This is a genomic window from Lysobacter spongiicola DSM 21749, from assembly GCF_900167055.1.
GTDB lineage: Bacteria > Pseudomonadota > Gammaproteobacteria > Xanthomonadales > Xanthomonadaceae > Novilysobacter > Novilysobacter spongiicola.
Map to the genome: position 1 here is coordinate 408441 of NZ_FUXP01000001.1, position 26678 is coordinate 435118.

21 protein-coding genes are annotated in these 26678 nt (G+C 67.9%); 17 read left to right on the plus strand and 4 right to left on the minus strand.

Going from position 1 to position 26678, the window contains the following annotated elements; translation table 11 throughout:
• The first annotated feature begins 2 nt into the window (after positions 1-2).
• From B5D37_RS01915 to B5D37_RS01975, 13 genes are all read left to right on the plus strand, one after another.
• The gene (locus B5D37_RS01915; RefSeq protein WP_078756997.1) at positions 3-305 is read left to right on the plus strand and encodes a hypothetical protein; all 303 of its coding nucleotides are present in this window, start codon (positions 3-5) and stop codon (positions 303-305) included.
• Positions 305-607, plus strand: coding sequence for a hypothetical protein (locus B5D37_RS01920; RefSeq protein WP_078756998.1), 303 nt, complete (start codon positions 305-307; stop codon positions 605-607). Before B5D37_RS01915 ends, B5D37_RS01920 begins: the two co-directional genes overlap by 1 nt.
• An 88-nt stretch (positions 608-695) precedes the next feature.
• Entirely contained in the window at positions 696-1481 is a 786-nt protein-coding gene (locus B5D37_RS01925; protein WP_078756999.1) for an SDR family oxidoreductase, read from the plus strand.
• A 72-nt stretch (positions 1482-1553) separates the two neighbouring features.
• Complete coding sequence (locus tag B5D37_RS01930; protein ID WP_078757000.1) at positions 1554-2978, plus strand: aldehyde dehydrogenase; 1425 nt, start codon at positions 1554-1556, stop codon at positions 2976-2978.
• Positions 2979-2985: 7 nt separating this feature from the next.
• Complete coding sequence (gene can, locus B5D37_RS01935; RefSeq protein ID WP_078757001.1) at positions 2986-3648, plus strand: carbonate dehydratase; 663 nt, start codon at positions 2986-2988, stop codon at positions 3646-3648.
• Position 3649: 1 nt separating this feature from the next.
• The gene (locus B5D37_RS01940; protein ID WP_078757002.1) at positions 3650-4075 is read left to right on the plus strand and encodes a RidA family protein; all 426 of its coding nucleotides are present in this window, start codon (positions 3650-3652) and stop codon (positions 4073-4075) included.
• Positions 4076-4174: 99 nt separating this feature from the next.
• On the plus strand, positions 4175-4708 hold the full coding sequence (locus B5D37_RS01945) for a 3-hydroxyanthranilate 3,4-dioxygenase (RefSeq protein WP_078757003.1): 534 nt from the start codon (positions 4175-4177) through the stop codon (positions 4706-4708).
• A 7-nt stretch (positions 4709-4715) separates the two neighbouring features.
• Positions 4716-5726 (plus strand): amidohydrolase family protein, encoded by a 1011-nt coding sequence (locus B5D37_RS01950; protein WP_078757004.1) that lies wholly within the window; start codon positions 4716-4718, stop codon positions 5724-5726.
• 19 nt (positions 5727-5745) lie between these two features.
• Complete coding sequence (kynU, locus tag B5D37_RS01955) at positions 5746-7026, plus strand: kynureninase (protein WP_078757005.1); 1281 nt, start codon at positions 5746-5748, stop codon at positions 7024-7026.
• A 40-nt stretch (positions 7027-7066) separates the two neighbouring features.
• Positions 7067-8455: an FAD-dependent oxidoreductase gene (locus tag B5D37_RS01960; protein ID WP_078757006.1), complete on the plus strand. Its 1389-nt coding sequence runs from the start codon at positions 7067-7069 to the stop codon at positions 8453-8455.
• 172 nt (positions 8456-8627) lie between these two features.
• Entirely contained in the window at positions 8628-10085 is a 1458-nt protein-coding gene (gene sbcB / locus B5D37_RS01965) for an exodeoxyribonuclease I (protein WP_078757007.1), read from the plus strand.
• A 47-nt stretch (positions 10086-10132) separates the two neighbouring features.
• Positions 10133-10819, plus strand: a complete 687-nt coding sequence (locus tag B5D37_RS01970; RefSeq protein WP_078757008.1) for a DUF2461 domain-containing protein — start codon at positions 10133-10135, stop codon at positions 10817-10819.
• Between the two features lies 1 nt (position 10820).
• Entirely contained in the window at positions 10821-11363 is a 543-nt protein-coding gene (locus tag B5D37_RS01975) for a DUF2939 domain-containing protein (RefSeq protein WP_078757009.1), read from the plus strand.
• 21 nt (positions 11364-11384) lie between these two features.
• Here B5D37_RS01975 and B5D37_RS01980 read toward each other — a convergent pair whose 3' ends face one another.
• From B5D37_RS01980 to B5D37_RS01995, 4 genes are all read right to left on the minus strand, one after another.
• Positions 11385-12305 (minus strand): 5'-nucleotidase, encoded by a 921-nt coding sequence (locus B5D37_RS01980; RefSeq protein ID WP_078757010.1) that lies wholly within the window; start codon positions 12303-12305, stop codon positions 11385-11387.
• 59 nt (positions 12306-12364) lie between these two features.
• Positions 12365-13138, minus strand: coding sequence for an NAD kinase (locus B5D37_RS01985; protein ID WP_078757446.1), 774 nt, complete (start codon positions 13136-13138; stop codon positions 12365-12367).
• Positions 13139-13223: 85 nt separating this feature from the next.
• Positions 13224-18257 carry an NAD-glutamate dehydrogenase gene (locus tag B5D37_RS01990; protein ID WP_078757011.1) on the minus strand — a complete coding sequence of 1678 codons (5034 nt, stop codon included), beginning with the start codon at positions 18255-18257 and terminating at the stop codon, positions 13224-13226.
• A 205-nt stretch (positions 18258-18462) separates the two neighbouring features.
• Positions 18463-19623: an acyl-CoA dehydrogenase family protein gene (locus B5D37_RS01995; RefSeq protein WP_078757012.1), complete on the minus strand. Its 1161-nt coding sequence runs from the start codon at positions 19621-19623 to the stop codon at positions 18463-18465.
• A gap of 262 nt (positions 19624-19885) precedes the next feature.
• On the opposite strand from B5D37_RS01995, the gene htpG reads away from it, so the two are divergent.
• The 4 genes from htpG (at position 19886) to metH (ending at position 26678) form a co-directional block, all read left to right on the plus strand.
• Positions 19886-21790, plus strand: coding sequence for a molecular chaperone HtpG (gene htpG, locus B5D37_RS02000; RefSeq protein WP_078757447.1), 1905 nt, complete (start codon positions 19886-19888; stop codon positions 21788-21790).
• A gap of 145 nt (positions 21791-21935) precedes the next feature.
• The gene (locus tag B5D37_RS02005; RefSeq protein ID WP_078757013.1) at positions 21936-22895 is read left to right on the plus strand and encodes an ArsR/SmtB family transcription factor; all 960 of its coding nucleotides are present in this window, start codon (positions 21936-21938) and stop codon (positions 22893-22895) included.
• A gap of 1 nt (position 22896) precedes the next feature.
• Positions 22897-23994, plus strand: coding sequence for a homocysteine S-methyltransferase family protein (locus B5D37_RS02010; protein WP_078757014.1), 1098 nt, complete (start codon positions 22897-22899; stop codon positions 23992-23994).
• A complete protein-coding gene (metH, locus tag B5D37_RS02015; RefSeq protein ID WP_078757015.1) occupies positions 23991-26678 on the plus strand; it encodes a methionine synthase in 2688 nt (895 codons plus the stop codon). Before B5D37_RS02010 ends, metH begins: the two co-directional genes overlap by 4 nt.

The following is a 26678-nucleotide window of genomic DNA, read 5'->3' on the forward strand; positions in this document are numbered from 1 at the left end:
ACGTGATCCTGTTCTTCGCCCTGCTCTGCCTGGCCCTGGCCATCGCCGGCGCCACCGCGTTCGTGATCTTCTGGCCATTGATGCTGGTGCATGTGCGCGATCGCCACCCCGGCCTCGAGGCAAGCCTGGGCAGCAATGCCTTTGCGCGTCCGTCCGCCTGGGCCTGGCTGCTGCGCGGCGGCTACCGCGCCGCCGGCGACCGCAACCTGGACGGGCTCGCGACCCCCGCACGCATCTCGCTGCTGACCATCATCGGCGGACTGGTCGGTGCCGGGCTGCTCTACCTGTTGTCCCTGGTGGTGTGATGAACCTTACGAATGATCACTGGTGGCTGGCCACCATCGGCCGTACCGTCGTCTGGGCCCGGTTGAGGCTGCTGGAGGCCGGCACCGCCGAGGTCTTCGACAGCGACGGCAACACCCTGCCCTACGACAGCGAGGACAGCGCGCGTGCCGCGCTGATGGACGCCGAGTTCTCCGCCCTCGATGGCATGGATGAAGAAGACGCCGCCGCCCGCGGCTTCGAGCTCTCCGAGCTGGTCCCTCCCAGCGGGAGCGACGAGCAACTCCGCGACCACATGGTCCAGAAGCTCCCGCGCTGGCACTGATCCACCTTCGTCGCATCGCGACCGGTCGCCGTTTGGTGGCAACATCGGGCGGACCAGCGCGTTGGCGCGAAGACTGACGGAGAACCCCATGGATCTGAACCTCAAGGGCCGGCACGCGCTCGTCTGCGGCGCCAGCCAGGGCATCGGCCTCGCGACCGCGCGCGCATTGGCGGACCTGGGCGCCGACGTGACCCTGCTGGCGCGGCGCGAGGAGCGCCTGCGCGAACTGGCAGCGGCCCTGCCCGCCTCTTCGGGCCAGGCGCACGGCTGGATCTCCGCCGACGCCGCCGACACCGAGCGGCTGCGGGCACAGGTGGAGGCGCTGGTGGCCGGCAAGCCAGTGCACATCCTGGTGAACAACAGCGGTGGCCCCCCGCCGGGCACGATCCATGGCACCGATGTCGCCGCGTTCGAAGCCGCTTACCGGCAGCACCTGTTGGCCAACCATGTGCTGGCCGAGGCCGTCATACCTGGCATGGAACGCGATGGTTACGGCCGCATCGTCAACGTCATCTCGACTTCGGTGAAGGAGCCGATCAAGGGCCTCGGCGTCTCGAACACCACCCGTTGGGCGGTCGCCAGCTGGGCAAAGACTTTGGCCACCGAGCTGGCGCCGAAGGGCATCACCGTGAACAACGTGCTCCCGGGCTCGACCGAGACTCCGCGGATCGAACAGATCATCGATACCACTGCCGGCAAGACCGGCCGTAGCCGCGAGGATGTCTTCGCCACGATGGTCGCCGAAATTCCCATGGGCCGGTTCGCCAAGCCCGAGGAAACTGCGGACGCGATCGCGTTCCTGTGCTCCCCGGCAGCCGCCTACATCACCGGGGTGAACCTGCCTGTCGACGGTGGTCGCACCCGGTCGCTCTGACAGGTCCCACCCCCCGGGGAAGTGAAGCAGTCGTGGAGCTCCCGTCGCTCGATGCTGCGATAAGCTAGCCGGATGCGCCTGACCCACTGGATCGACGGCAAAGCACGAGAGGCGTCCAACGGCCGCTGGCTCGAGGTGTGGGACCCGGCCACCGGACGGTGCGTGGGCGAAGTGGCTGCCGGTGACGCAGCCGATGTGGATGCCGCCGTCACCGCTGCCCGGGCCGCGCTGCCCGAATGGTCGAAGCTGCCGAATACCGAGCGGTCGCAGTGGCTGGAGAAGCTGGCCTCCGCGCTGGAAGACCGCCTGGAGGCGTTCGCCAGCGCCGAGTCCCGTGATGGCGGCAAGCCGATCCGGCTGGCGCGCGATGTCGAGATCCCACGCGCCATCAGCAACCTGCGCTTTTACGCGCATGCCGCCACGCAGTTCGCCAGCGAGTCGCACCATGGCCAGGCCGGCCTCAACTACACCCTGCGCCTGCCGCTGGGCGTGGTGGCGGCGATCTCGCCGTGGAACCTGCCGCTGTACCTGTTGACCTGGAAGATCGCGCCGGCACTGGCCGCGGGCAACACGGTGGTCGCCAAGCCTTCTGAGATCACCCCGCTCACCGCGACGATGCTGGGCGAGCTGGCCGCGGAGATCGCGCTGCCTCCGGGCGTGCTCAACATCGTGCACGGCCGGGGGCCGGAAGTGGGCGAGCCGCTGGTGGCGCACCCCGGGGTCAAGGCGGTGTCCTTCACCGGCAGCACCGCGGTCGGGCGCCGCATCGCCGGTATCGCCTCACCCCTGCTCAAGAAGGTCTCGCTCGAGCTGGGCGGCAAGAACCCGACGCTGGTGTTCGCCGACAGCCGCTGGCGCGAAAACATGGACACCATTGTCCGCTCGGTCTTCCAGAACTCCGGGCAGATCTGCCTGTGCGGTTCGCGCATCCTGGTGGAGCGAGGCATCTACGCCGAATTCCGCGACGCCCTCGTCAAGCACGCGCTCGCCCTGCGCGTGGGCGACCCGATCGACGAGGACACCCGGCTCGGCCCGCTGGTGTCGCAGGCGCACTTCGACAAAGTGGTTGCCGCACTGGCCCGGGCCCGTGAGGAAGGCGGCACCGTCCTGTGCGGCGGCAATGCGCTGGACCGCCCCGGCTGGTTCGTCGCGCCCACCCTGATCGAAGGACTGGGTCCGGACTGCGCCAGCAACCGCGAGGAGATCTTCGGGCCGGTTGCCACCCTGCAACCATTCGACGACGACGACCACGCCCTCGAGCTGGCCAACGCAGGCGAGTACGGCCTGGCGGCTTCCATCTGGACGCGCGATCTCGACCGCGCCCACCGCATGGCCAGCGAACTGCGCGCCGGCATGGTCTGGATCAACACCTGGCTGCAGCGCGACCTGCGCACGCCCTTCGGCGGCAGCGGCGCATCCGGCATGGGCCGCGAAGGCGGCTTCGAAGCCATGCGATTCTTCACCGAACCCCGCAATGTCGGGCTGCACCTGGAATAAGCACTGCATGAGCACCATCAGCGACCTGTTGCGCAACAACCGTGAATGGGCCGACCGGATCAGTTCGGAGGACCCGGGCTTTTTCGAGCGCCTGTCCCGGCAGCAGGCACCCGAGTTCCTCTGGATCGGTTGCTCGGACTCCCGCGTACCGGCCAACCAGATCATCGACGTGGCGCCCGGCGAGGTCTTCGTCCACCGCAACATCGCCAACGTGGTGGTGCATACCGACCTGAACTGCCTGTCGGTGATCCAGTTCGCCGTCGACGTACTGAAGGTTCGGCACATCCTGGTCGTGGGCCACTACGGTTGCGGCGGCGTGCATGCGGCCCTGCACGGTGCCCGGCTGGGGCTCGCCGACAACTGGGTGCGCCATGTCGTGGACGTACGGGAGAAACACGCCGGCGCGCTCGCGGCCTTCGGGGACGACGAGCTTCGCCATGACCGCCTGTGCGAGCTGAACGTGCTCGAGCAGGTGGCCCATGTCTGCCACACCACCGTCGTACGCGATGCCTGGACGCGTGGCCAGGAGGTTTCGGTCCACGGCTGGGTCTACACCCTCCGCGACGGGCGGGTGCACGACCTGGGCATCGACGTGGATTCCAGCGACGGCTTCAACGACCTCTACCAGGACGCACTCGACCGCATCCGCACCGACGAGGAGGACCGCTGAGATGGCTGGCTCGATCCAGGCTCCCGGTGCGCCGGCTGCGGTCGGCCACTACCCCCATGCACGCCGCGTGGGGAACCTGCTGATGCTTTCGGGCATCGGCCCCCGCGACCCGAAGACCAATGCCATCGTCGGCCACGTGCATGATGCCGACGGCAATCTGGTGAGCTACGACATCGATGCCCAGACCCGCGCCGTGTTCGCCAACGTGCGGGCGGTGCTGGAGGCCAGTGGTGCGCGCTGGGAGGACCTCGTGGACGTCACCGTCTACCTCACCGACATGGCGGCCGACTTCAAACGCTACAACGCCGTGTGGGCCGAGTATTTCCCCGATGCCGCGAGCGCGCCCTGCCGCACGACGCTCGGAATCAGCGCGCTGCCGACGCCGATCGCCATCGAACTCAAATGCACCGCTGCCATCCACGAATGAAATGAAACCGTTGTAGGAGCGGCTTCAGCCGCGACCGGATCAACACCCTCCGTTCGATTTCACGATCGCGGCTGAAGCCGCTCCTACAGGAGATCGCCAATGCCTCTGCCCGACCCGATCAACCTGCAAGCCTGGATCGAGGAGCACCGCCACCTGCTCAAGCCGCCGGTCGGCAACAAGGTGGTGTACGACGGCGACTTCATCGTGATGGTGGTCGGCGGGCCCAACGTGCGCACCGACTACCACTTCGATGAAGGCGCGGAGTGGTTCTACCAGCTGGAGGGCGAGATGGTGCTGCGCATCCAGGAGGACGGCGCGCCGCGCGACATCCCGATCCGTGCCGGCGAGACCTTCCTGCTGCCTCCGCGCGTACCGCATTCGCCGCAGCGCATGCCCGACTCGGTCGGGCTGGTGATCGAACGCCGGCGCCTGGCGCACGAGGACGATGGACTGATGTGGTTCTGCGAGCGCTGCAACCACAAGCTGTACGAGGAGTACTTCCACCTGCAGGACATCGAGCAGGACTTCCCGCCCGTATTCGATCGCTTCTATGCATCCACGGAACACCGCACCTGCGACAACTGCGGACACCTGAACCCCGCGCCCGACAAGTACGTCATGCCGGATACCTGAGGCGAAGATGCTCAAGATCGACACCCACGCCCACTACCTGCCGCGCGACTGGCCGGACCTGGCGCGCAAGTACGGCGAGAACCGCTTCCCGGTGATCCACCACACGGAGGATGGCAGGCACCGCATCTACAAGGACGGCAAGTTCTTCCGCGAGATCTGGTCCAAGACCTGGGACGCGCATGAGCGCATCGACGACTACGCGCGCTACGGCGTGCAGGTACAGGTGCTGAGCACGGTGCCGGTGATGTTCTGCTACTGGGCACGGCCGCACCACGCGCTGGAGCTGCACCAGGCGCTCAACGACCACATGGCCCGCGCCTGCCGCGACAATCCGCGCCACTACGCCGGCATCGGCACGGTGCCACTGCAATCGCCGCGCCTGGCGGTGCAGGAGCTGGAAAGGTGCATGGACCAGTTGGGCCTGCAGGGCGTGCAGATCGGCAGCCATGTCGGCGACTGGAACCTGGATGCACCCGAGCTGTTCGAGTTCTTCCAGGCCGCCAGCGAACTGGGCGCCGCCATCCTCGTGCACCCCTGGGACATGATGGGCAGCGACACCATGACCAAGTACTGGCTGCCGTGGCTGGTCGGCATGCCCGCCGAGCAGTCGCGCGCCGCCTGCAGCCTGATCTTCGGCGGCGTGCTGGAGCGGCTGCCGAAGCTGAAGATCTGCCTCGCCCACGGCGGCGGCAGCTTCCCGTACACCATCGGCCGCATCGAACACGGCTTCAACATGCGCCCCGACCTGGTCGCCACCGACAATCCGCGCAACCCGCGCGAGTACCTGTCGCGCCTGTACTTCGACTCCTGGGTGGCCGATCCGGCCGCGCTGCGCTACCTGCTAGACACCTGCGGCGTCGACCGGGTGATGCTCGGAACCGACTATCCCTTCCCGCTCGGCGAGCAGGAGCCCGGGGCCGGCATCGCCGCGCTCGACCTGGACGACACCGCGCGCGCCCGGCTCTACCACGGCACCGCGCTGGAATGGCTCGGCCTGCCCGAATCCCGCTTCACCTGACCCACAGGACACCCACTACGTGACCGATACGTTCTCGCTCGACCATGCCCGCTCGCTCGACGCAGCCGACCCGCTGCCCACCCTGCGCGACGAGTTCCACGTGCCCCGCTTCGGCGACGGCGAGCAGGCGTACTTCGTCGGCAACTCGCTGGGGCTCCAACCCAGGGGCACCCGCGCGCAGGTCGAGGACGTGCTGGACAAGTGGTCGATGGAGGCGGTGGAGGGACATTTCCGTGGCCACTCGCAGTGGATGAGCTACCACGAGCTGATGCGCGAGCCGCTCGCGCGGCTGGTCGGTGCCGAGCCCGCGGAAGTGGTCGCGATGAATTCGTTGACCGCCAACCTGCACCTGATGATGGTCGGCTTCTACCGGCCCACGTCCGAGCGTCCGGCGATCCTGGTCGAGGCCGGCTCGTTTCCGTCCGACCGCTACGCCGTCGAGTCGCAGATCCGCTTCCACGGATTCGATCCCGCGACCGACCTGGTCGAGGTACAGCCCGACGAGCCGGGCGGCACGATCTCGATGCAGGCGATCGAGCGGGCCATCGCCGAGCACGGTCCACGCCTCGCGCTGGTGCTGTGGCCCGGCGTGCAGTACCGCACAGGCCAGGCTTTCGACCTGCGCGAGATCACCCGGCTGGCGCATGCGCAGGGGGCAGTGTGCGGGCTGGACCTGGCGCATGCGGTGGGCAACACCGAGCTGCACCTGCATGACAGCGGCGCCGACTTCGCCGTCTGGTGCCATTACAAGTACCTCAACAGTGGCCCGGGCGCGGTGGCCGGCTGCTTCGTGCACGCGCGCCATGCGCAGACCGACCGGCCGCGCTTTGCCGGCTGGTGGGGCCACGAGGCGCAGACGCGCTTCCAGATGGGTCCGCACTTCAGGCCCACGCCGGGCGCGGAAGGATGGCAGCTGAGCAACCCGCCGATCCTCGGGTTGGCCCCGCTGCGGGCGTCGCTGGACCTGTTCGACCGGGTCGGCATGCCGGCGCTGCGGGCCAAGTCGCTCCGGCTGACCGGTTACCTCGAATCATTGATCACCGGCCACCTGGCGGACGTGCTGCAGGTGCTGACCCCGGCCGATCCCGCCAGCCGGGGCTGCCAACTCTCGCTCCGGGTCGTCGGCGGACGCGAACGTGGGCGGGCACTGTTCGACGATCTCGCCGCCAACGGCGTGCTGGGCGACTGGCGCGAGCCCGACGTGATCCGTATCTCCCCGGCGCCCTTGTACAACACCCACGAGGATGTGTTCCGGTTCGCCCAGGCGGTACAGTCATGGCAGGGACGTTCCGGGGCATGATGCGGCTTCCGGAGCAGGCTACGGCCAAGGACACGCGACTTTGACCCAGCACACCGACAAGCACATCACCATCATCGGCGCGGGACTGGCCGGCGCCCTGCTGGCAACGCTGCTGGCGCAGCGCGGCTGGGAAGTGGACGTGCATGAGATGCGCGGCGACCCGCGCCTGCTCGGCTACGAGCGCGGCAGGTCGATCAACCTCGCCCTTGCCGAGCGCGGCCGAAATGCGCTGCGCCAGGCCGGCGCCGACGACGCCGTGATGGCGCAGGCGGTCATGATGCGCGGCCGCATGGTGCATTTCCGGGACGGCCGCACCGACCTGCAACGCTACGGGAGGGACGACAGCGAAGTCATCTGGTCGGTGCATCGGGGCGAGCTCAACCAGGTGTTGCTGGACATCGCCGAGGCCGCCGGTGCCCGGCTGCATTTCAACCAGCGCCTGGTCGGTGCCGATTTCGACACACGCACTGCGCGATTCGCTGACGACGCCAGCGGAGGCGCGGTCACCGAAATGGCGTTCCGGACGCTGGTGGGCGCCGATGGTGCCGGTTCGGCACTGCGCAAGGCCATGTCCGCCAGCACCGATCTAGGCGAACGCAGCAAGTTCCTCAACCACGCGTACAAGGAGCTGGAGATCCCACCGGCTTCCGATGGCGGATTCCTCATCGAGCCCAATGCCCTGCACATCTGGCCGCGGGGCCGGTACATGTGCATTGCGCTGCCCAACGATGAGTCGACCTTCACCGTCACCCTGTTCCTGCCCAACGAGGCGGATCTCGAGAACGACGTACCGGGGTTCGACACGGTCCAGACCGGGGCCGACGCACGTGCCCTGTTCGACCGCCAGTTCCCGGACGCCTCCCGCCTTATCCCCCACCTGGAACGGGACTTCGACACCAACCCGACCGGCGTGCTGGGCACGCTCTACCTGGAGCACTGGCACCTGGACGAGCGCGCGGTCCTGCTCGGCGACGCCGCGCACGCGATGGTACCGTTCCACGGCCAGGGCATGAACTGCGCGTTCGAGGACTGCGTCGCCCTCGCCCGCCACCTCGAGCGGTCCCCGGACCGGGCGGAGGCCTTCTCGGCTTTCCAGCGGGAGCGCCTGCCCAATGCCCGCGCGATCCAGCACATGGCGCTGGAGAACTACCTGGAGATGCGCGACCGGGTGGATGACGACGACTACCTGTTGCAGCGGGCATTGGAACTGCGGCTGGCCGAGCGCCACCCGGAGCGTTTCGTGCCCCGCTACGCGATGGTGAGCTTCCGCCACATCCCCTACTCGGTCGCCCTGCTGCGCGGGAACATGCAGCGGGAGTTGCTGGTCGAGCTGACCCGCGGCCATGAAAGCCTGGATACGCTCGATTGGGACGCGGTCGACGCCGCCGTGAACGAGCGACTTTCGCCGCTTCCCGCCGACGCCTCCTGATGCTTCCTGATGCTTCCTGATGCTTCCTGATGCCTCCTGATGCCTCCTGATGCCTCCTGATGCTTCTGTAGGAGCGGCTTCAGCCGCGATCATGGAACCGGATGCCTGCGCGGGTTCCGATCGCGGCTGAAGCCGCTCCTACAAAAATGCCCCCTGCTCCAGAGAAGGTGCAATGCCCGCCAGCTTCCTGTTCTACGACCTGGAAACCTTCGGCTCCGATCCGCGCACCACGCGCATCGCCCAGTTCGCCGCCATCCGCACAGACAGCGAGCTGCGCCAGGTCGAGGAGCCGATCAGCATCTTCGTCAAGCCGGCTGACGACCTGCTGCCTTCGCCCGGCGCCACCCTGGTCACCGGCATCACCCCGCAGCAGGCCGAGCGGGATGGCATGACCGAAGCCGCGGCGATGGGGCTGATCTTCGAGGAGATGTCCCGCCCGGAAACCTGCAGCCTCGGATACAACTCGCTGCGTTTCGATGACGAGTTCATCCGCCACGGCTTGTTCCGCAACTTCTACGATCCCTATGAGCGCGAGTGGCGCGGCGGAAACTCCCGCTGGGACCTGCTGGACGTGTTCCGTTTCGCCCATGCGCTGCGCCCGGAAGGCCTGGTCTGGCCGAAGCGCGAGGATGGTTCCACCTCGTTCAAGCTCGAGAACCTGGCGGAAGCCAACCAGTGCCGCGACGGCGATGCCCACGAAGCGCTCTCCGACGTCCGCGCACTGATCGCGCTGGCGCGGAAGCTCAAGGATGCCCAACCCCGGCTGTGGGATTACGCACTGCAGTTGCGGGACAAGCGGCGCGCCGCGGCACTGCTGGACGTGGTGGCCATGACGCCGGTGGTGCATGTGTCCCAGCGCTTCCCGGCGAGCCGGCTCTGCGCGGCGCCGGTGATACCGCTGGCCCGCCACCCGCACATCGACAACCGCGTGCTGGTGTTCGACCTGGGGCAGGATCCGGCGAACCTGCTGGCGCTGGATGCCGAAGCGATCGCCGCGCGGCTGTACGTGCGCAGCGCCGACCTGCCCGAAGGGGCGGAGCGCATCGGCCTCAAGGAGATCCACCTCAACAGATGCCCGGCCATCGCCGCGTGGGACCACCTGCGCCCGGCGGACCTGGAGCGGCTCTGCATCGACCCGGCGCAGGCCCTGGAGCGCGCCGAACGCATCCGAGCAGCGGGCCCGGCCCTGGCAGCCAAGATCCGCCAGGTGTTCTCCCGGGAACGCCAGCATGGCCCGTCCGATGTCGATGCGGGCCTCTACGACGGGTTCATCGGCGAGGGCGACAAGCGGCTGTTCCCGCAGGTGCGCAGCACCCCGCCCGAAGCACTGGGCCGGCAGGACTTCCCGTTCCGCGATCCGCGCCTGCCCGAGCTGCTGTTCCGCTACCGCGCCCGCAACCATCCACTGACCCTGACGCTGGATGAGCGTCTGCGCTGGGATGCCTACCGCCGCGAGCGGCTGATGGGTGACAACCGGCTGGGCGAGTACAACTTCGAACGCTTCGACGCTGAACTCGCCACGCTGCGCGCCACCCACGCGGCCGATTCCGACCGGCTCGCACTGCTGGAGACACTCGAGGCGTGGCGGCGGGACCTCGAGGACAGCCTGGACGCCCTGCCGGCGCAGTGAGCATCCGGTTCGGAGCCTGTTCCCGAACCGGCGGATAACATGGGCCCATGCCTACCTACTTCTCTGCCGCGACCTTCAAGTTCCTCCGCGCAGTAGCCCGCAACAACAACCGGGAATGGTTCCACGCGCACAAGCAGGACTACGAGGACCACGTGCGTGGCCCGTTCCGCCGCCTCCTCGTCGACCTGCAGCCGGTGCTGGCGGAGGTCAGCCCTCACTACCGGGCAGATCCCCGTCCCGTCGGCGGCTCGATGTTCCGGGTCAACCGGGATACCCGCTTCGCCAGCGACAAGTCGCCGTACAAGAGCTGGCAGGGCGCGAAACTGTTCCACGAGCGCAGCCGCCAGGTCGTTGCGCCCTCGTTCCACCTCAACATCCGCCCCGGCGGGTGCTTCGTCGGCAGCGGCCTGTGGCACCCGGGGACCGAGACCCTCCGCCGGGTGCGGCAGTTCATCCTCGACAACCCCGCCAACTGGAAGACGGCCGCGCACGGTCCCGCTTTCCGCCGCCGCTACCGGCTGGACGACAGCGAAATGCTCGTACGCATGCCACGCGGCTACCCCGCCGACTTCGAGTTCGCCGAAGACCTGCGGCGCAAGAACCTGGTGGCGCTGCGCGCGCTGGACGACGAGGTGGTTACCGGTCCCCGCCTGCTGAAGGTGCTGGAAGCCGACATCAAGGCGCTCGCACCGTTCACCGACTACCTGTGCGCATCGCTCGACCTGGAGTTCTGAGATGAAGAAGCTGCTCGCGCTGTGCATCCTCGCCCTCCTGCTGCTGGTGGGCTACGTGGCGGCCGGCCCGTTCATGGCCTACAACGGCATCCGCAACGCGGTGGAGGCGCAGGACACCGCGGCGTTGGCGCGCCACGTGGACTTCCCGGTATTGCGCCGCAACCTCAAGGCGCAGGTCGATGACTTCCTGGTGCGGCGGGCCGGTACCGATGTCCAGTCCAACCTGCTGGGCGCCTTCGCCCTGCGCGTGGCCAGCGGCGTCGCCGGTGGCGCGGTCGACACCATCGTGACCCCGGCAGGCCTGGGGGCACTGATGGAAGGACGGTCGGCATTGCACCGCATCACCGGCGGCGGCGTGACCGACAACACCTATGAGCACGCGCCGCCGGACAATCCGCTGGCGGAACCCGAGTACGGTTTCGAGTCGACTTCCAGGTTCACCGCGACCGTCACCGATGCGCAGGGCCAGCCTGTCGAGTTCGTGCTGACCCGGTACGGCCTGCAGTGGAAGCTGACCGACATCCGCCTGCCGCTGGGACGTTGAGACCCGCCGCTGCAGGGAGCGCTATTCGGGGTTCGCCACCCCGTGTGGCACGTGGCCGGCGGTGACCAGGCCGCGTGCGGACTCGATGTTGTGCTGGGAATCATCGAAGAAGATGTCGGCCCCGAAGGCTTCCAGGAACGGACCTTTCGAGCGGCCTCCGAGGAACAGCGCCTCGTCCAGGCGAATGCCCCACTCCCTCAAGGTGCGGATCACCCGCTCATGGGCGGGAATCGACCGTGCGGTGACCAGCGCAGTCCGGATCGGCGCGTCCTGGCCGGTCGGGAACGCCGCCTGCAGCCGATGCAGCGCGTCGAGGAAGCCGCGGAAGGGCCCGCCCGACAACGGCTCTCCGGCATGGCTCAGCTCGTGTTGCGCAAAAGCCGCCAGCCCGCCTTCGCGTGACACCCGTTCGCTCTCATCCCCGAAGATCACCGCATCCCCGTCGAAGGCGATGCGCAACTGGTCCGGCGGATGCGGCGAGGTGCGTGACAGATTGGCGCCCGGCAGCAGGGTCGCCGCGGCCACGCCGGCCGCCAGTGCGTTGCGCACGTCCGATGCGTGGGTCGACAGGAACAGGTCGGCGCCGAACGGGCGGATATAGGGGAACGGCGCCGCGCCATTGCTGAAGGCGGCACGGCGGATCGACAGGCCGTGGTGGGCGATCGAGTTGAAGATGCGCAGGCCGGTATCGGCCGAATTGCGGGAGATCAGGATCACCTCGACCCGGGGCGCCTCGGGAGGCGAGCCGTCGTTGAGCCCGAGCAACTTGCGCACCAGCGGGAACGCGACCCCCGGCTCCAGCAGGTCGTCCTCGTGGCTGCGCTGGTACGCCGCATAGGCGTCCAGCCCCTCCCGTTCGAACAGGGCATGGCTGTCCTCCATGTCGAACAGGGTGCGCGATGAGATCGCGACGATCAGCGGATCGGCTTGGCTGTCTGGCATGCCACTATTGTGCCCCGACCGGATCGCAGCCGGTGCGACGGAACGGCGGACGCCGCGCCTCAGCCGCTGGCGAACTGCTCGGTAAGCATCCGGTCGTCGAGGTTGTGCTCGGGATCGAACAGCAGGGTCACCGACCGGTCGTGCGACTCGCGGATGGTGACCTGCACGATGTCGCGGACCTCGTGCGAATCGGCGGTGGCACTGACCGGGCGCTTGTAGGGATCCAGCACCCGGAAACACACCTCGGTGTCCGCCCTCAGCACCGCACCGCGCCAACGCCGAGGGCGGAACGCGGCGATCGGCGTCAACGCCACCACCTGGGTGCCCAGCGGCAGGATCGGGCCGTGCGCCGAGAAGTTGTAGGCGGTACTGCCGGCCGGGGTGGCGACCAGCACGCCGTCGCAGATCAGCTCTTCCAGGCGGACCTGGCCGTTCAGGGCGATCGACAGGTGGGCGGCCTGCCGCGTCTGGCGCAGCAGCGACACCTCGTTGTAGGCCAGTGAGCCGACAGTGGCGCCGGATTCGGTCTCGGCGACCATCTCCAGCGGGTGCAGCACGGCCGGCTCCGCTGCATGGATCCGCGCGACCAGGTCATCGAGCCTGAGGTGGTTCATCAGGAACCCGACGGTCCCCAGCTTCATGCCGTAGACGGGTTTGCCGAGCCCCGCGTGGCGGTGCAGGGTCTGCAGCATGAAGCCGTCGCCCCCCAGGGCGACCAGCACATCCGCCTCCTCCGGCGGATGTTCCCCATGTCGCTGCACCAGTTCGGCGAGGGCCGCCTGCGCGTCTTCCGACGGGCTGGCGAGGAATGCGACGCGGGGCGTCGCGGGCATCTGCTTTTCGGGACTCATGGCCGGAGGATAACGCGGGCGGGGGCCATTGGCCGCCCGCCCGCGATCACGTCCGATGCCCCTCCGGTCACGCGCCGGCCGCGGCCACCTGGGCAAGCCGCCGCACGGCGACCGATACCGTCGGGTAGTCCAGCGACTTCTGGGTCAACACATCGTTGAGCATCGCCAGGGTGAAGCGCAGGGTCGGCTCGTCGCGCTGCAACCAGGCCTCGACCCTGTCGGTGGCCGGCTTCCGGCCACCGCTCGCGAGGACCTGGCCGACCAGCGTCCTCTGCTGGGCCGCCAACTCGTCACGCAGTGCACCGCGCGCAAGCGCCTGCCAGCGGTTGTCCACCGGCAGGTCCTCGATCTGTTCGTACAGCCACGGCATGTGCAGCGCCGCGCCCAGGCTGAAGTAGGCACGTGACACCTCGACCGGGGACAACTTGCGGGCATGGGCGATCTCGACGATGTCGCAGCCGAACTCCAGCGAAGGCAGGGCGGCAAGCTGTTCCGCCAGCCCGGCCGGTACCCCCTTGGCCTTCCAGTCGGCCAGGGCGGCATCGAACTGCTCGCGACGCACCTGCGACATGGTCTCGGGCAACGCCTTGCGCACCTCTTCCAGACCATCGCCGTAGCGGGCCATGGCCTCGGTGATTTCCGGCATGTCGCCCGGCCGCGACAGCAGCCAGCGCGACATCGTGCGCAGCAGCTGCCAGATGGTCTGCAGGGCATCGATCTGCACCGATTCCAGCACCTTGCCGTCGAGCGCGTCGATCTGCGCCCACAGGGCCCGCGCATCCACCGCCTCACGGGCGATGGTGTAGGCCTCGGCCACTTCGGCGGCGCTGCGGCCGGTGTCCTCCTGCATGCGCATGGCGAAGGTCGCGCCCATGCGGTTGACCATCGAGTTGGTCACCGCGGTGGCGATGATCTCCCGCTTCAGGCGGTGGTTCTCCATCGCGGCCGAGTACTTGGCCTGCAGGGGCTGCGGGAAGTAGCGCACCAGCTCCTTGGAGAGATACGGGTCCTCGGGCACGTCGGACTCGACCAGTTGCTGGAACAGCACCAGCTTGCTGTAGGACAGCAGCACGGACAGCTCCGGCCGGGTCAGGCCCAGCCCGCGCGCCTTGCGCTCTGCAAGCTCCGCGTCGGACGGCAGGTACTCGATCTGCCGGTCCAGCAGGCCTTCGGCCTCCAGGGTGCGGATGAAGTGCTGCTTGGAGCCCAGCCTCGGGACGCTCATGCGCTCCATCAGGCTGATCGCCTGGTTTTGCCGGTAGTTGTCGACCAGCACCAGCCCGGCCACTTCGTCGGTCATCGCAGCCAGCAACTTGTTGCGCGCCGGCTGCTTCAGCTTGCCGGACTGCACCAAGTCGTTGAGCAGGATCTTGATGTTGACCTCGCGGTCCGAGGTTCCGACGCCGGCGGAGTTGTCGATGAAGTCGGCGTTGAGCAGCGCGCCGGCCTGGGCGGCCTCGATGCGACCCAGCTGGGTGACGCCGAGGTTGCCGCCCTCGCCGATCACCTTGCAGCGCACCTCGTTTCCGTTGATGCGCAACCCGTTGTTGGCACGGTCGCCGACGTCGGCGTGGCCCTCGCTGCTGCCCTTGATGTAGGTGCCGATGCCGCCGTTCCACAGCAGGTCGACCGGCGCCTTGAGGATCGCGTTCATCAGCTCGTTGGGGCTCATCGCGCCGACCCCCGGATCGATGCCGAGGACTTCGCGCACCGGGGCCGTGAGGGTGATCGACTTGGCGCTGCGCGAATGGACGCCGCCGCCCTTGCTGACCAGGTCCCGGTTGTAGTCGTCCCAGCTCGAGGTGGGCAGGTTGAACAACCGCTGGCGCTCCTTGAAGGACTTCGCGGCGTCCGGATCCGGATCCAGGAAGATGTGGCGGTGGTCGAATGCGGCGACCAGCCGGATGTGCTTGCTCAGCAGCATGCCGTTGCCAAATACGTCGCCGGACATGTCACCGATACCGACCGCAGTGAAGTCCTGCGTCTGGGTATCCAGCCCCATGGCGCGGAAATGGCGGCGCACCGACTCCCAGGCACCGCGCGCGGTGATGCCCATGCCCTTGTGGTCGTAACCGACCGAGCCGCCGGAGGCGAAGGCATCGCCCATCCAGAAGCCGTGCTCGGCGGAGATGCCGTTGGCGATGTCGGAGAACCGGGCGGTGCCCTTGTCGGCCGCGACCACCAGGTACGGGTCGTCGCCGTCGTGGCGCACCACGTTGTCGGGGTGCACCACCTCGCCTTCGACGAGGTTGTCGGTGATGTCCAGCAGGCCGTTGATGAACATGCTGTAGCAGGCGATGCCTTCTTCCTGCAGTGCGGCGCGGTCGGACGGGGGCCGCTTGACGATGAACCCGCCCTTGGCGCCGACCGGCACGATGATGGTGTTCTTGACCATCTGCGCCTTGACCAGGCCGAGCACCTCGGTGCGGAAATCCTCGCGCCGGTCCGACCAGCGCAGGCCGCCGCGCGCAACGGGACCGAACCGCAGGTGGATCCCCTCGACCCGGGGTCCGTAGACGAAGATCTCGCGATAAGGCCGCGGCTTTGGCAGGTCCGGCACGAGCGAGGAATCGAACTTGTAGCTGACGTAGCCCTTGCCCGAACCGGCCTCGCCGGACTGGTAGTAGCTGGTCCGCAGCGTCGCCTCGATGACGCCCATGAAGCTGCGCAGGATGCGGTCTTCGTCGAGGCTGGAGACGCCGTCCAGCAGCATCTTGAGCGCGGTTCGCGTCGCCTCGATCTGGGCATCGCGCTTGCTGCTGCGGGCAGCCACCACCGGCGTGAGCACCGCCATGACGGCCTCGTTCCCGCCACACAGTCGCTCCAGCTGCGCGGTGAAGCGCTCCTTGCCCTGCTTGACCTCGGCCTTGCTCTCCGAGCCGGTGGCCGGATCGAAGCGGGCTTCGAACAGCTCCACCAGCAGCCGCGCCAGCAACGGATGGCTCGAGAAGGTTGCCTCGACGTAGGCCTGCGAGAACGGCACGCCCACTTGCTGCAGGTACTTGCTGTAGGCCCGCAGCATCGCGACCTGGCGCCAGGAAAGACCGGCGCCGAGGATCAGGCGGTTGAAGCCGTCGTTCTCCGCGTCGCCGTGCCAGATGCGCGCGAAGGCCTGTTCGAAGTTGGCATCGAGGCCGGCGATATCGGCATCGGGATCGGCCGTCTCCACCTCGAAGTCCTGCACGTACAGCAGGCTGCTGTGCGCATACAGGCGGTATGGATGCTCGGACATCACCCGCAGGCCCATGTTCTCCATCATCGGCAGCACGTCCGACAGCGGGAGGTCCTCCCCCTGGCGGTAGAACTTGAAGCGCAGCCCGCCCACGCCGGGGCGCGACCGGTAGAAGCTCAGGCGCAGGTCGTCGGGCCCCTCCAGCGCGGCGAGGTGCTCGACATCGTCCGCGGCGACGGTGACGGACACGTCCTCGATGTAACCGGCCGGCAATGCCCGCCCGTAGCCTTCCGCCAGCGCCAGGCCCTTCTGCTCGCCATGGCGCTCGACCAGCAGCTCGGCGAGGTCATCGCGCCAGTTGCGCACGATCTCGGCCAACTCGGCCTCGATGGCCGCGTTGTCGACATGGATCACTTCGCCGGACTTCGGCCGCACCAGCAGGTGCAGCTGCGCCAGCGGCGACTCGCCGAGCACCACGGTGGTGTCGACGTGCTCGCCGTGCAGCACGCGCTTGAGCATGGCTTCGATGCGCAGGCGCACGTCGGTGTTGAATCGCTCGCGGGGGATGTAGATCAGTCCGGAGAAGAAGCGGCCGTAGCGATCGCGGCGCAGGAACAGCTTGCTGCGCACGCGCTCCTGCAGGCCGAGGATGCCGGTCGCCGTCGCCAGCAGTTCGTCACCGGTGGCCTGGAACAGCTCGTCGCGCGGCAGGGTCTCCAGGATATGGCGCAGTGCCTTGCCACTGTGGCTGTCCTCGCGCAGGCCGGACTGCTCCATCACGTAGTTGTGGCGCTTGCGGACCAGCGGGATGTCCCATGGCCTGCGGGTGTAGGCGCTGGAGGTATACAGGCCGAGGAACCGCTCCTCGCGTACCGGGTTGCCCTTGCCGTCGAAGCTGAGCACGCCGATGTAGTCCATGTAGCCTGGACGGTGCACGGTGGCCCGGGCATTGGTCTTGGTCAGGATCAGCGCGTCCACCGAGCCCGACTGCGGCATGTAGTGCGCCGCCAGGCTCTTGATCGGACGCGGCTTGCGCGTGTCCTGCCCGCGCAACAGGCCGAGGCCGGAACCCTTCACCGCACACAGCACGTCTTCCCCGCCGCGCTTGACCACCTCGTACTCGCGATAACCGAGGAACGTGAAGTGGTTCTCGGCGGCCCAGCGCAGGAACTCCTGGCCCTCGGCCCGCTCCGCTTCGCTCACCGGAAGCTTGCGCTCGCCCAGCTCTTCGGCGACCTCGAGCATCTTGCCGCGCATCGCCGCCCAGTCGCGCACGATGGCGCGCACGTCGCCCAGCACCGACTGCAGGGTCTTCTCGATCCTGCCCATCGCTTCCGGCGGGAGCCGGTCGATCTCCAGATGCATCAGCGACTCGGCCTCGCCTTCGCCGATCGTCACCAGCTTGCCGCTGCGATCACGCTTGAACGGCAACACCGGGTGGCCGAGCACGTGCACGCCGAGGTTCTGCTCGGCCAGCGCCATCGTCACCGAATCGACCAGGAACGGCATGTCGTCGTTGGCGATCTGCAGCACCGTGTGCGGGGAGTCCCAACCGTGGGTCCCCGTGTCGGGATTGAACAGGCGCACCAGCGCGGTTCCCGGCTTGCGCACGCGCACGTACTCGAGCAGGTCGGCCGCGAGCGCGGCCCATCCCGCCGGGCTGTGCTTGGGCATTTCGTCCTCGCCCATGCGCTGGTAGAAGGCCTGGACGAAGGCCTCCCCCTCGGCATGGCGCGACTTCGGCAGGCGCTTGCGCATCGCCTCCAGGATCGGCTTCAGCGACACGCCGCCTCCGTTACCGTAGTTGCTGCCGATGGTGGCGGGTCGCGGCTTACCCTTTCGCGACGCGGCCTTGGCCGGAGTCTTGGCCGGGGCCGATTTGGATGCCTTGCCGGAGGTCTTGCCCGCAGTCTTGCTTGAAATGCTCATGTGAACGTTGGGTCCAATACAGTGAGGCCCGCGCATCTGCGCAGGCCATGGCTCGGAGTTCAGTAGGGTTGGAGACTTGCGCGGACGGCGCGAAGGGACCGTGGACGGCCCCTCCCGCGGTCCGCCACGATCGGGATGTCGCGGCGATCGCAGCCGCGCTGCGCATGGCAGGCGGCGGTGAAGCGGCAGCAGGCGATGTGCATGTTCAGCGCAGGCCGGTCTCGTTGCGGGCGATCACCATGCGCTGGATCTCGCTGGTGCCCTCGTAGATCTCGGTGATCTTGGCGTCGCGGAAGTAACGCTCGATCGGCATTTCCTTGGAATAACCCATGCCGCCGTGGATCTGAAGCGCCTGATGGGTGATCCACATGGCGGCTTCGGAGGCGGTCAGCTTGGCGATCGCGGCCTCGTTGCTGAAACGGGCGCCACCCTTGTCGAACTCGCCCTTCTGCCATGCCGCGCGCAGCGTCAGCAGCATGGCCGCATCCAGCTTGCACTTCATGTCGGCGATCTTGGCCTGCGTCATCTGGAAGGCGCCGATCGGCTGGCCGAACGCCTGCCGTTCCTTGACGTATTCCAGCGTCGCCTCGTAGGCGGCCCGGGCGATGCCGATGGCCTGGCTGGCGATGCCGATGCGGCCGGCGTCGAGCACGGTCATGGCGATCTTGAAACCCTCGCCCTGCTTGCCGAGCACTTCCTCGGGCTTGACCACGTAATCGGTGAATTCGATCTCGCAGGTGGCCGAGGCACGGATGCCGAGCTTGGGCTCGGTCTTGCCACGGTGGAAGCCCTCGCGATCGGTATCGACCATGAACGCGGTGATGCCGCGTGCGCCCTGGTCCGGGTCGGTCATCGCGAACAGCACGATGTACTTGGCGACCGGGCCGGAGGTGATCCAGCTCTTCTTGCCGTTGACCACGAAGCTGCCGTCGTCCTGCTTCACGGCCTTGCAGCGCATCGAGGTGGCGTCGGAGCCGGACTGCGGCTCGGTCAGCGCGAAGGCGCCGATCTCTCGGCCCTCGGCGATCGCCCGCACGTAGGTCTGCTTCTGCTCCTCGGTACCGAACTTCAGGATGCCGTTACAGAAGAGCGAGTTGTTGACCGACATGATGGTGGAGTGCGCGGCATCGGCCGCGGCGACCTCGACCATGGCCAGCACGTAGCTGATCGGATCCATGCCCGCGCCGCCGTACTCGGCCGGCACTTCGATGCCCATCAGGCCGTTCTCGCCGAGCGTCTTCATGTTCTCGAGCGGGAAGTCGCCGGTGCGGTCGTGGTGCTCGGCGCTGGGAGCGATCTTCTCCTGCGCGATGCGCCGCGCCACGTCCTGGATCATCAACTGTTCTTCGGTAAAACGAAAATCCACGTTGGCACCTCTGGCTGTCTGGTGGGCTGCCGCTTTCGCGCGGCGCTCCGGCGGCGGATGGAGCGACGCCGGGAAGCAGTGAATTGTACCCTCAGCCGCGCCGCAACCCCACTTCCGCCGGGACCCGGCTGGGCCCGCCGGTGCGCTGCAGGGCCCCTCCGCCTTGAATCGGCCGGCGGCACCCCAATCTGCGCTTCATTCCCCCGCCGCCGCGATCCGCTGGCCGCAGGGCTGCATGAACCAGACACGGAGCAACCCGAACATGAGCGTGGACACCCGCAAGGAAACCCTCGGCTTCCAGACCGAGGTGAAGCAGCTGCTTCACCTGATGATCCATTCGCTGTACTCCAACCGCGAGATCTTCCTGCGCGAGCTGGTCTCCAATGCCTCCGATGCCGCCGACAAGCTGCGCTTCGAGGCGCTGGCAAAACCGGAGCTGCTGGAGGGCGGCGGCGATCCGCGGATCCGCATCTCCTTCGACACCGATGCCCGCACGATCACCATCGACGACAACGGCATCGGCATGAGCCGGGACGAGGTGGTCTCGCACCTGGGCACGATCGCCCGCTCGGGTACTGCCGACTTCCTCAAGAACCTCTCGGGTGACCAGAAGAAGGATTCGCAGCTGATCGGCCAGTTCGGCGTGGGCTTCTACTCGGCCTTCATCGTCGCCGACCGGGTCGAGGTCTTCACCCGCCGGGCAGGCCTGCCGGCCGCGGAAGGCGTGCACTGGTCCTCCACCGGCGAGGGCGAGTTCGACATCGCCACCATCGACAAGCCCGAGCGCGGCACCCGCATCGTCCTGCACCTGAAGGAGGACGCCAGCGAGTTCGCCAGCGGCTGGCGCCTGCGCAGCATCATCAAGAAGTACTCCGACCACATCGGCGTGCCGATCGAGCTGCCCGAGGAGTTCCATGGCGAGGAGAAGGACCGCCCGGCCGAGCCCGAATGGGAGACGGTCAACCGGGCCAGTGCCCTGTGGACGCGTCCGCGCAGCGAGGTGACGGACGAGGAGTACCGCAGCTTCTATCAGCACGTCGCCCATGACTTCAGCGACCCCGCGGCCTGGAGCCACAACAAGGTCGAGGGCAAGCTCGAATACACCTCGCTGCTGTACGTGCCGTCGCGCGCCTCTTTCGACCTCTACCAGCGCGAATCGCCGCGCGGGCTGAAGCTGTACGTGCAGCGCGTCTTCATCATGGACCAGGCGGAGGAGTTCCTGCCGCTGTACCTGCGCTTCATCCGCGGCGTGGTCGATTCCTCCGACCTGTCGTTGAACGTCTCGCGCGAGATCCTGCAGAAAGACCCGGTGATCGGCTCCATGAAGACGGCGCTCACCAAGCGCGTGCTGGACATGCTGGACAAGCTCGCCAGTAACGAGCCGGAGAAGTACGCCGAATTCTGGAAGCAGTTCGGCCAGGTGCTGAAGGAAGGCCCGGCGGAGGATGCCGGCAACCGCGAGAAGATTGCCGCGCTGCTGCGCTTCGCCTCCACCCACGGCACCGACGGCGAGCAGACGGTGTCGCTGGCCGACTACATCGGCCGGATGAAGGACGGCCAGAACAAGATCTACTACCTGACCGGCGAGAGCCATGCGCAGGTCCGCAACAGCCCGCACCTGGAAGTCTTCCGCAAGAAGGGCGTTGAGGTCCTGCTGCTGACCGACCGCATCGACGAATGGCTGATGGGCTACCTGACCGAGTTCGATGGCCGCTCCTTCGTCGACGTCACCCGTGGCGACCTCGACCTGGGCGCGCTCGACAGCGAGGACGACAAGAAGGCCCAGGAAGAGGTCTCCAAGTCACGCGAGGGGCTGGTCGAGCGCCTGGCGAAGGCGCTGGACGACCAGGTGGCCCAGGTACGGGTATCGCACCGGCTGACGGAGTCGCCGGCGGTGCTGGCACTGGGCGAGCAGGACATCGGCCTGCAGATGCGGCAGATCCTCGAGGCCGCGGGCCAGAAGGTGCCCGAGAGCAAGCCGATCTTCGAGTTCAACCCGGAGCATCCGCTGGTCGCCAAGCTCGACGCCGAGCAGGACGAGTCCCGTTTCAACGACCTCGCCCGGGTGCTGTTCGACCAGGCTGCGCTGGCGGCCGGCGACACCCTGAAGGATCCGGCCGCGTACGTGCAGCGGCTGAACAAGCTGCTGGTCGAACTCTCGGCCTGACGCTGGTGAAACGTGGCTCCCCCGCGCCGCTTCTGGCCGGGGGAGCTGCCGATCCACACTTTCGTCGCTGCCCTGCCTTGACCCTGCGCGCCGTCCACACCACACTTATCGCTGTATCGCGATACGTTTATGGAAGGGCTTGCCCGTGGATCTGGAAGGCTGGTCGTCACGACTCAAGGTATTCGCCGACGCGACTCGCGTCCGGCTGCTGGCGCTGATCGAGCGCGAAGAGCTCACCGTGGCCGAGCTCTCGGCCATTACCCGGCTGGCCCAGCCACGCGTATCCACCCACCTGGCCCGCCTGAAGGACGCCGGGCTGGTCCGCGACCGCCGCGCCGGCGTATCCGCCTACTACCGCTTCGACGAGGCGCTGCTCGACCCGGCCCAGCGGGCGCTGTGGACGACGCTCAAGGAAGGCAGCGACGACCCGCTGTTGCGCCAGGATGCCGAGCGCGTGCCCGCGGTGCTGGCCAATCGCGCCGCCGACCAGAACTGGGCCGATGCCGTCGCCGGCGACATGGAGCGGCACTACTCGCCCGGCCGCACCTGGGAAGCCATGGCGCGTTCGGCGCTGCCATTGCTGGAAACAGGCGACGTGCTCGACATCGCCTCCGGTGATGGCGTGCTCGCGGAACTGCTGGCCCCGCACTCCCACCGCTACGTATGCCTGGACTCCAGCACCAAGGTCGTGCTGGCGGCGTCCGAGCGCCTGCGCCGGCTGGAGAACGTGGAGGTCTGCGAGGGCGACATGCACGCCCTGCCCTTCGACGACGCCCACTTCGACCTGGTGGTGCTGATGCATGCCCTGACCTATGCCGACCACCCGGGCGAGGCCGTTGCCGAGGCGGCGCGGGTGTTGCGGCCCGGTGGAAAACTGCTGCTGACCAGCCTGGCGCGGCATGAACACCAGACCGTCGTGGAGGCCTATGGCCACGTCAACCTTGGCTTCGGCGCCAAGGAACTGTCGCGCTTCGTTACCCGCGCAGGGTTGGACATCGGCAGCTGCGAACTGGTGACCAGGGAACGACGACCGCCCCACTTCGAAGTGATCGCCCTGATCGCACGCAAGCCCGCGAAGCCTTCCGGCAAGCGGCGGAAGGACTGAGATGGACGTGCTCCCATGGCTGGCCCCGCGGCGGGCCGAGGCGCTCCTGCAGGCGCTGGAGCAGCGCATCCTGGTCATCGACGGCGCCATGGGCACGATGATCCAGCAACACCGGCTGGAGGAAGCCGATTACCGTGGCGAACGCTTCGCCCACGGCTTCGACGGCAACGCGCCCTCCGACCACACGCACGGCCCGGACTGCGGGTGCGCACATGACCAGCGCGGCAACAACGACCTGCTCAGCCTGACCCGTCCCGACATCATCAAGGCGATCCACCAGGCCTACCTCGATGCCGGCGCCGACCTGGTCGAGACCAACACCTTCAACTCGACCTCGATCGCATTGGCCGACTACGGCCTGTCGCACCTGGCTCGCGAGCTCAACGCCGCCGGCGCCCGGCTCGCACGCGAGGCCTGCGACGCGGCCGAGGCCTCCGATCCGGGCCGCCCCCGTTTCGCCATCGGCGCGATCGGCCCCACCAACCGCACCGCCTCGCTGAGTCCGGACGTGAACCTCCCGGGCTTCCGCGCCATCGACTTCGACGGTTTGCGCGACGCCTACCGCGAGGCCGCCGAGGGCCTGCTCGACGGCGGGGCCGACATCATCATGGTCGAGACCGTCTTCGATACCCTCAATGCCAAGGCCGCGCTGTTCGCCATCGCCGAGGCTTTCGAGGCACGGGGTGGAATGCTGCCGGTGATGATCTCCGGCACGATCACCGACGCCTCCGGCCGCACGCTGTCGGGCCAGACCGCGGAGGCGTTCTGGTACTCGCTGCGTCACGCCCGGCCGGTATCGATCGGGCTCAATTGCGCCCTTGGGGCGAAGGACCTGCGCCAGCACGTCGACGTGCTGTCCCAAGTGGCCGACACCCGGGTCAGCGCTCACCCGAACGCCGGTCTGCCCAACGCTTTCGGCGAGTACGACGAGACGCCGGAGGAGATGGCGGCGGTGCTCCGGGAATTCGCCGAGGCCGGCCTGCTCAACCTCGTCGGCGGTTGCTGTGGCACCACGCCCGCCCACGTCGCGGCCATTGCCGCCGCGGTGGCGGGCATCGCTCCCCGGCAGCCGCCTGTCATGGAGGAGGCGCCAGCGTGAGCGCCCTTCCCCGCCACACCCGGCTGAGCGGCCTGGAGCCGCTGCGGATCACGCCCGAGAGCAACTTCGTCAACGTCGGTGAGCGCACCAACGTCACCGGAAGTGCCCAGTTCCGCAAGCTGATCAAGGACGACCGGCTGGACGAGGCGGTCGCGGTCGCCCGCCAGCAGGTGGAGAACGGCGCCCAGATCCTCGACGTCAACATGGACGAGGGCCTGCTGGACTCCGAAGCGGCGATGGTGGCCTACCTGAACCTGATCGCCGCCGAACCCGACATTGCGCGGGTGCCGGTGATGGTCGACAGCTCGAAGTGGAGCGTCATCGAGGCCGGCCTGAAATGCCTGCAGGGCAAGGGCATCGTCAACTCGATCTCGATGAAGGAAGGCGAAGGCGAGTTCCTGCGCCAGGCCCGGCTGGTCCGGCGCTACGGCGCCGCCGTGGTGGTGATGGCCTTCGACGAGGAGGGCCAGGCCGACACCGTGCAACGCAAGGTCGAGATCTGCACCCGCGCCTATCGCCTGCTGACGGAACGGGTCGGCTTCCCGCCCGAGGACATCATCTTCGACCCGAACGTGTTCGCGATCGCCACCGGCATCGACGAGCACAACGACTACGCGGTCGCCTTCATCGAGGCGACGCGGGAACTGCGCAGGCGTTTCCCCTCCAGCCACGTCTCCGGTGGTGTCTCCAACGTCAGCTTCTCGTTCCGCGGCAACGAGGCGGTGCGGCAGGCCATCCACGCGGTGTTCCTGTACCACGCCATCCGCGCCGGCATGGACATGGGCATCGTCAACGCCGGGGCACTGCCGCTGTACGACAGCCTCGACCCCGAACTGCGCCAGGCGGTCGAGGACGTCGTGCTCAACCGCCACCCCGGCGCCACCGAGGCGCTGCTGGCGCTCGCCGAGCGCTATCGCGGCCGCAAGGGCGAAAAGAAAGTCGAGGACCTCGCCTGGCGGGAACAGCCGGTGCACGCGCGCCTGAGCCATTCGCTGGTGCAGGGCATCGACCATTACATCGTCGAGGACACCGAAGAGGCGCGCGCCCAGGCGAAACGGCCGCTGGATGTCATCGAGGGGCCGCTGATGGACGGCATGAACGTGGTCGGCGACCTCTTCGGCGCCGGCAAGATGTTCCTGCCGCAGGTGGTGAAATCCGCCCGGGTCATGAAGAAGGCGGTCGCCCACCTGCTGCCCTACATCGAGGCCGAGAAGCTGCGCACCGGCGACAGCGGGAAGCCCAAGGGCAAGATCCTCATGGCCACGGTCAAGGGCGACGTGCACGACATCGGCAAGAACATCGTCGGCGTCGTCCTGGCCTGCAACAACTTCGATGTGGTCGACCTCGGCGTCATGGTGCCGGCCCAGAAGATCATCGACACGGCGGTGGCGGAGGGCGCGGACATGATCGGGCTATCGGGCCTGATCACGCCTTCGCTGGAGGAAATGAGCCACGTCGCCCGCGAGATGCAGCGACAGGGCCTCACGCTCCCGTTGCTGATCGGCGGCGCCACGACATCGCGCGCCCACACCGCGCTGAAGATCGATCCGCACTACAAGGCGCCCGCCGTCTGGGTGAAGGACGCTTCGCGCGCGGTCGGGGTCGCGCAGACGCTGATCACCCCGGCGTCCCGCGCGCCGTACATGGAGGGCATCGCCAGCGACTACGCCGACATCCGCGAGCGCCACCGCAACCGCAGCGGCGGCAAGCGCCTGGTGTCGCTGGAGAAGGCGCGCGGACAGCGCTTCGACGGTGGCTGGGATGACTACCAGCCACCGGCGCCCACGAAGCCGGGGCTGCACGTATTCGACGACTACCCGCTCGACGAACTGGTGGGCCTGATCGACTGGACGCCCTTCTTCCAGGCATGGGAGCTCGCCGGTCGCTATCCGGCCATCCTCGACGACGAGGTGGTCGGCCGCCAGGCGACCGAGCTCTATCGTGACGCACGCGCCATGCTCGACCGCATCGTCAGGGAGAAATGGCTGCAGGCGAAGGCGGTCTTTGGCCTGTGGCCCGCCAACAGCCAGGGCGACGACGTGGTGGTCGACCTCGATGGCACCCCCACCACACTGCACTTCCTGCGCCAGCAGGTGGACAAACCGCCCGAGCGCCCGGACTTTTGCCTCGCCGACTTCATCGCTCCCCACGACTCCGGGCGCGCCGACTGGATCGGCGCCTTCGCGGTCACCGCCGGCCTCGGAATCGAGCCCCATGTCCAGCGATTCCTCGACGACCACGATGACTACAACGCCATCCTGCTGAAAGCACTGGCCGACCGTTTGGCAGAGACCCTGGCCGAACGCCTGCACCAGCGCGTGCGCAAGGAGTTCTGGGGCTACGCCGCGGACGAATCACTCGGCACCGAGGACCTCATCGCGGAGAAGTACCGCGGCATCCGGCCGGCCCCCGGCTATCCGGCCTGCCCGGAGCACAGCGAGAAGGCCACGCTGTTCCGGATGCTCGACGCACCGGCCAACGCCGGCATGCAATTGACCGAAAGCTTCGCGATGACGCCTGCGGCGGCCGTATCCGGCTACTACTTCAGCCACCCCGGCAGCCAATACTTCGTGGTCGGCCGGGTCTCCAAGGAGCAGGCGGCCGATTACGCACGGCGCAAGGGCGTGCCGCTGGCGCAGGCCGAGCGCTGGCTGGCGTCGAACCTGGACTACGACCCGGAGTAG

Bases quoted from the DNA above. Each gene is read 5' to 3' on its own strand.
- B5D37_RS01920 (WP_078756998.1), top strand. From the start codon at position 305: ATGAACCTTACGAATGATCACTGGTGGCTGGCCACCATCGGCCGTACC.
- B5D37_RS01925 (WP_078756999.1), top strand. From the start codon at position 696: ATGGATCTGAACCTCAAGGGCCGGCACGCGCTCGTCTGCGGCGCCAGC.
- B5D37_RS01930 (WP_078757000.1), top strand. From the start codon at position 1,554: ATGCGCCTGACCCACTGGATCGACGGCAAAGCACGAGAGGCGTCCAAC.
- can (WP_078757001.1), top strand. From the start codon at position 2,986: ATGAGCACCATCAGCGACCTGTTGCGCAACAACCGTGAATGGGCCGAC.
- B5D37_RS01940 (WP_078757002.1), top strand. From the start codon at position 3,650: ATGGCTGGCTCGATCCAGGCTCCCGGTGCGCCGGCTGCGGTCGGCCAC.
- B5D37_RS01945 (WP_078757003.1), top strand. From the start codon at position 4,175: ATGCCTCTGCCCGACCCGATCAACCTGCAAGCCTGGATCGAGGAGCAC.
- B5D37_RS01950 (WP_078757004.1), top strand. From the start codon at position 4,716: ATGCTCAAGATCGACACCCACGCCCACTACCTGCCGCGCGACTGGCCG.
- sbcB (WP_078757007.1), top strand. From the start codon at position 8,628: ATGCCCGCCAGCTTCCTGTTCTACGACCTGGAAACCTTCGGCTCCGAT.
- B5D37_RS01970 (WP_078757008.1), top strand. From the start codon at position 10,133: ATGCCTACCTACTTCTCTGCCGCGACCTTCAAGTTCCTCCGCGCAGTA.
- B5D37_RS01975 (WP_078757009.1), top strand. From the start codon at position 10,821: ATGAAGAAGCTGCTCGCGCTGTGCATCCTCGCCCTCCTGCTGCTGGTG.
- B5D37_RS01980 (WP_078757010.1), bottom strand. From the start codon at position 12,305: ATGCCAGACAGCCAAGCCGATCCGCTGATCGTCGCGATCTCATCGCGC.
- B5D37_RS01985 (WP_078757446.1), bottom strand. From the start codon at position 13,138: ATGCCCGCGACGCCCCGCGTCGCATTCCTCGCCAGCCCGTCGGAAGAC.
- B5D37_RS01990 (WP_078757011.1), bottom strand. From the start codon at position 18,257: ATGAGCATTTCAAGCAAGACTGCGGGCAAGACCTCCGGCAAGGCATCC.
- htpG (WP_078757447.1), top strand. From the start codon at position 19,886: ATGAGCGTGGACACCCGCAAGGAAACCCTCGGCTTCCAGACCGAGGTG.
- B5D37_RS02010 (WP_078757014.1), top strand. From the start codon at position 22,897: ATGGACGTGCTCCCATGGCTGGCCCCGCGGCGGGCCGAGGCGCTCCTG.